The 4,879-nt window shown below is 65.0% G+C and carries 6 protein-coding genes; 1 reads left to right on the top strand and 5 read right to left on the bottom strand.

The window, feature by feature from the left end:
• Window positions 1-50: 50 nt before the first annotated feature.
• Genes EOA85_RS27740 through phnG form a run of 3 tightly spaced genes read right to left on the bottom strand, consistent with a single transcriptional unit; the run spans window position 51 to window position 2,237 of the window.
• A complete protein-coding gene (locus EOA85_RS27740) occupies window positions 51-1,163 on the bottom strand; it encodes a carbon-phosphorus lyase complex subunit PhnI (RefSeq protein WP_127211895.1) in 1,113 nt (370 codons plus the stop codon).
• Window position 1,164: 1 nt separating this feature from the next.
• Entirely contained in the window at window positions 1,165-1,776 is a 612-nt protein-coding gene (gene phnH, locus EOA85_RS27745; protein ID WP_127211896.1) for a phosphonate C-P lyase system protein PhnH, read from the bottom strand.
• The gene (gene phnG / locus EOA85_RS27750; RefSeq protein WP_127211899.1) at window positions 1,776-2,237 is read right to left on the bottom strand and encodes a phosphonate C-P lyase system protein PhnG; all 462 of its coding nucleotides are present in this window, start codon (window positions 2,235-2,237) and stop codon (window positions 1,776-1,778) included. The genes phnH and phnG overlap by 1 nt, the downstream gene beginning before the upstream one ends.
• Before the next feature lie 121 nt (window positions 2,238-2,358).
• Between phnG and phnF the strand changes: the two genes are divergently transcribed.
• Entirely contained in the window at window positions 2,359-3,108 is a 750-nt protein-coding gene (gene phnF / locus EOA85_RS27755) for a phosphonate metabolism transcriptional regulator PhnF (protein WP_127211897.1), read from the top strand.
• A gap of 23 nt (window positions 3,109-3,131) precedes the next feature.
• Here phnF and EOA85_RS27760 read toward each other — a convergent pair whose 3' ends face one another.
• Window positions 3,132-4,148: a zinc-binding alcohol dehydrogenase family protein gene (locus tag EOA85_RS27760; protein ID WP_127211898.1), complete on the bottom strand. Its 1,017-nt coding sequence runs from the start codon at window positions 4,146-4,148 to the stop codon at window positions 3,132-3,134.
• A gap of 68 nt (window positions 4,149-4,216) precedes the next feature.
• Window positions 4,217-4,879 (bottom strand): ABC transporter permease (locus EOA85_RS27765; RefSeq protein ID WP_164759926.1); only part of this gene is annotated, 663 nt, incomplete at its 5' end.

A 4,879-nucleotide genomic window follows, 5' to 3' on the forward strand; every position in this document is an offset into this window, starting at 1 on the left:
GGGGTGTAGCGGCCATTCCCACGAGATCATGGTGGTGGAGCTAACTGAACTCATTCCGCAGCCTGCCTCTTCTCTTCGACTTTGCCTGCGTTTTCGCGGGCGTCATGCTCGGCGCGCATGCGGCGCACGAGGTCGAGCTCGGCCTGGAAATCGACATAGTGCGGCAGCTTCAGATGCTCGACAAAACCGGTCGCCTGGACATTGTCGGAATGCGAGATGACGAATTCCTCGTCCTGGGCTGCGGCGACGACATCTTCGCCGAATTCGGTTGCACGAAGCGCGCGGTCGCACAGTGCCATGGCCATTGCCTTGCGCTCGCTCTGGCCGAAGACGAGGCCGTAGCCGCGGGTGAATTGCGGCGGCGCCTTGGCCGAGCCCTTGAACTGGTTGACCATCTGGCACTCGGTGACGCGCACGGAGCCGAGCGGTACCGCGAAGGGCAGCTCCGGCACATCGAGTTCCAGCTCGACCTCACCGATGCGAACTTCGCCGACGAAGGGATGGTTGCGGGCATAGCCGCGCTGGGTGGAATAGCCGAGCGCCAGCAGAAAACCCTCATCGCCGCGTGACAGCGCCTGCAGGCGGATGTCGCGCGCCATCGGGAATTCCAGCGGCTCGCGGGTGATGTCGCCGGGGACATGATCCTGCGGCATGTCGCCATCAGGCTCGATCAGGCCTTCGCGGGCGAGGATCGCGGAGACGCGCGGCATGGCTTCCGCCTCGCTGGCACGCTGCAGCGGCTCGGCGACATCGCCGCCCGCGGCGAGCTCCGGATCGAGCAGCCGGTGAGTGTAGTCGAAAGTCGGGCCGAGCAGCTGGCCGCCAGGAAGATCCTTGTAGGTCGCCGAAACGCGCCGCTCGACCAGCATCGCGCCAGTGTCGATCGCCTTGGTATAGCCGAAGCGTGGCAGCGTGGTCCGATAGGCACGAACCAGGAAGATCGCCTCGATCATGTCGCCGCGCGCCTGAACGATGGCGAGGGCCGCCAGCTCGCGGTCGTAGAGCGAACCCTCGCTCATCACCCGGTCGACGCCGAGCGCCAGCTGCTCGACGATCTGGTCGAGGCGCAGCGCCGGCACGGAACGGTCGCCGCGCCGGCGGTCGGCGAGCAGGGAGTGGGCGTTGGCAATGGCCGCTTCGCCGCCTTTTACCGCGACATACATATCACGCCTCCATCGTCTTGATGCGCGTCGTGCGCGGCAGGCAGGCAACGCCGTCGGGGGTGGCAAGGATGATGTCGACGCCACGCGGAAAGCGCAGGTTGTTCTGCTTCCATTGCTCGACGAAATGGCGCGGCACCTGCGCCGGCGCGATGGTTGCAGTCATTTCGATGCCGGGACCTTCGAGCAGCAGAGGGGCGCCTGAAACGATATCGCTCACCTGCAGGATCAGCGTCGTGGAGCGGTCGGGATAGTCCTGGGTGCCCTGTGAAAAGCCATCGAGCGACATCATCTCGGCCGGCGTGGCGATCAGCGCGAAATGCGCGTCGGCCGGCGTATTGGCCAGCGCCGCGCCGGTGTGGAAGCCGAGCCAGGATTTCACCGCTGCTGGGGCCTGCAAAACGAGGTCGAGCCAGAGCGGCGTGTCGTTGTCGCACAGCGCCAGCGCGATAGCGCCCGCGGTGGCCGACAGTGGCGCCGGCGGGCGGGCAAAGATCGGCAGGGGCTGCAGGGTGCCTGGCCGCGCCATCGCATCCATCACGGCGCGGAACACCGTCTGGGCGTCGAACACCGGATCGGCAAAGCCGCCCTCGATCGCTTGCGTTGCGATGTCCATCAGTCTTCTCCGCGTACCATGGTGAAGAAATCGACCTTCGTTGCCGCCGTCTCGGCGCGCCGCCGTTCATGTGCGCCGGCAAGTGCGGCCTGCAGCGGCGCAATGAGTTTTGTCTCGACCTCGCGGCGCAGGGCAGGATCCTGCCAGAGCGCGTCGGCGATCGCCGCCAGTTTTGCTTTCTGCTTGTCACGGCCGAGCGCGTAGCAGTGGCCGACCTGTCCGGATGCGAGCCGGACGGTAGCGCGGGTGACCGTCGCCTCGCCGACATTGAATGGTGCGCCGCCGCCGCCGATGCGGCCACGCACGGTGACCAGGCCGGTTTCGGGACCGCGCAGGAGTTCTGCTTCCGAAGGCAGGCCGGCTGCGTTCCAAAGGCGGACGATATCGTCGCCGGTCGATTGCGCCAGCGTCGCCATGACGGCCTTGCGCTCAGCCTGATCGCGCGCTTCCTGTCCTCGCATGGCAGCCATTCCTTCTCGTTCCGAATTTGTATAATGATGTAGACAATTATACAAATTATACCTATTCTCTAAAGCGTGTCCATGACGGATGGATGACAGGGCGAAAACATCGGGGCAAGAGATGATCGGGCAACAGATTGCCAGCAGCATAGAGCGGCGCAGCGGCGTCTCGCTGTGGCGGCAGATCGCCGACCAGATCCTGCATTCGATCGCCATCGGCGACTTTGCCGAGAATGCCGCGCTGCCCCCGGAGATTGCACTGGCGGAGCGTTATGGCGTCAACCGCCATACCGTGCGCAGCGCCATCGCAGCACTGGTACAGGATGGCGTGCTGAGGGCCGAACAGGGGCGCGGCACTTTCGTGCTTTCGCGCAAGCGGCTGTCCTATCCGATCGGCGCCCGCACCCGTTTTTCGGAGGGCTTGCAAGGGCAGGCGACGGAGCGCCGCAGCGTGCTGCTCGAATCGGCGGTCGAGCCGGCCAGCTGGCGCGTCGCCGAAGGGCTGGGGCTTGCCAAGGGTTCGAATGTCATACGCCTTGAGACGCGCGGCGAAGCCGACGGACAGCCGGTCTCGCGTGCCACCGGCTGGTTCGATGCGAAACGCTTCGAAGGCATCGAGGCCGCTATCGCGGAAACTGGATCGGTGACCGCCTCGCTCCAGCGTTTCGGCATCAGTGACTATCTCAGGCAATCGACAGTGCTGTCGGCGCGCCACGCAGATGCCGCCGATCTCGCCGATCTCGATCTGCAGTCCGGCGCCATCGTGCTGGTCACGGTCGCGGTCAATGTCACGCCGGACGGCCAGCCGATCCAGTTCGCCGAAACGCGTTTTCCGGCTGAGCGCGTCGAGCTCAAATTGTCGGCGCGGTAGGTAGGTGCGCGTCTATCCCGGTCTCATCCGACCTGAATGACCGCCTTGATCAGGCCGGATTTCTCATGCGCCCAGCGGCCGAGGTCGCGTGGTGTGTCGCCAAGCGTCGTGCGATGGGTGACGAGCTTTGCCAGCGGCACCGCGCCGTCGCGGATCGAGGCGGCGACATGGTCGAAGTCGGCGCGCAGCGCGTTGCGGCTGCCGATCAGCGTCATCTCGCGCTTGTGGAATTCGGGGTCGGAAAAGACGATGTCGTCCTTGACGACGCTGACCAGGACCAGCGTTCCGCCATGCGCGACATGGGCGAAAGCCGACTGGACTGACTGGGTGTTGCCAGTGGCGTCGAAAACCACGTCAAAGCCTTCGCCGTCAGTCGCCTCCCGCGCCAGATCGGTTGCCGATCCCTTCGAGCCGTCGAGGGTGGCAAAGTCGAGTTCGCTTGCGGCGAAACCCAGCCTCTCGGCACTCATGTCGAGCAGCGTCACGTCGAGACCGGCGATGCGGGCAAACAGCGCCGTGCCGAGCCCGATCGGCCCGGCGCCGATGACCAGCGTGCGCGCGCCGGGCTGCGCCAGCGAGCGCCGCACGGCATGCGCCCCGATCGCCAGGAACTCGACGGCGGCGGCGTCGGCCAGCGACAGGCCGTTGGCCGGGTAGAGGTTCTGCGCCGGCACCAGGATCCGTTCGCACATGGCGCCGTCGCGGTGGACGCCAAGCACCTCGATCCTGACGCAGCAATTAGGCTTGCCTTGCCGGCAGGCGATGCATTTGCCGCAAGCGAGATAGGGATTGATGATCACCGGTTCGCCAACGGCCAGATCGACGCCTTCGCCGGCCTCGATCACAGTGCCGGAAACCTCGTGGCCCATGATGCGGGGATAAGCGAGGAACGGATGCTTGCCCTCGAAGATATGATAGTCGGTGCCGCAGATGCCGACATGACTAACCCCGACCAGCGCCCAGCCAGAGGGCGGAGTGCCTGGCGCCGGGCGGTCTTCCAGAACAAGCTCACCGGGCGAGCGGCAGACGACGGCTTTCATAGTTCAATCCAGTCTGTTCATGAAACCGCCGGCCCCGCTAGCGCCGGGCCGGCGGTTGTTAATATGGTCTACTTGCCGCGGCGGCGCAGGCCGTCGAAATAGACGATGACGATAATTAGCACGCCGGTAATGATGCGCTGCCAGAAGGCATTGACGTTCAAGAGATTGGCGCCGTTGTTGATGGTGGCGAGGATGAAGGCGCCGAGCAGCGGTCCGTGCACCGAGCCGACGGCGCCGAACAGCGAGGTGCCGCCAATCACCGACGAGGCGATCGCCTGCAACTCCCAGCCCTCGGCCTGCGTCGGATTGCCGATGCCGATGCGCGAGGCAAGCAGCACGCCGACAAAAGCCGCACAGAGGCCCGACAGCGTATAGGCCATGTAGATGGTGCGCTGGACGTTGACACCGGACAGACGCGATGCCTCGGCGTTGGAGCCGACCGAGAACAGATACCGGCCCCAGCGGCTGTGATGCAGGAAGATGTAGGCGGGGATGCCGACGAGGATCACCATCCAGAACAGATTGGGGACGCCGAGAAACGAGCTGCGCGAAAACATTTGGAAAGCATCGTTGTTGATCGAGATCGAGTTGCCGTTGGTCATCAAGAGGCCGATGCCGCGCAAGGATGTCAGCGTCGCCAGCGTGATGATGAAGGGCGGCAGGCCCATTCTGACGATGCCAAAGCCATGGAACATGCCGATGGCGACGCCAACCAGCAAGGTGATCAGGAT

Origin of the sequence: Mesorhizobium sp. M5C.F.Ca.IN.020.29.1.1 (assembly GCF_003997375.1) — a bacterium.
Taxonomy (GTDB): domain Bacteria; phylum Pseudomonadota; class Alphaproteobacteria; order Rhizobiales; family Rhizobiaceae; genus Mesorhizobium; species Mesorhizobium wenxiniae.

Excerpts from the sequence above, each read along its gene's own strand:
- EOA85_RS27740 (WP_127211895.1), bottom strand. The coding sequence starts at position 1,163 with ATGTATGTCGCGGTAAAAGGCGGCGAAGCGGCCATTGCCAACGCCCAC.
- phnH (WP_127211896.1), bottom strand. The coding sequence starts at position 1,776 with ATGGACATCGCAACGCAAGCGATCGAGGGCGGCTTTGCCGATCCGGTG.
- phnG (WP_127211899.1), bottom strand. The coding sequence starts at position 2,237 with ATGCGAGGACAGGAAGCGCGCGATCAGGCTGAGCGCAAGGCCGTCATG.
- phnF (WP_127211897.1), top strand. The coding sequence starts at position 2,359 with ATGATCGGGCAACAGATTGCCAGCAGCATAGAGCGGCGCAGCGGCGTC.
- EOA85_RS27760 (WP_127211898.1), bottom strand. The coding sequence starts at position 4,148 with ATGAAAGCCGTCGTCTGCCGCTCGCCCGGTGAGCTTGTTCTGGAAGAC.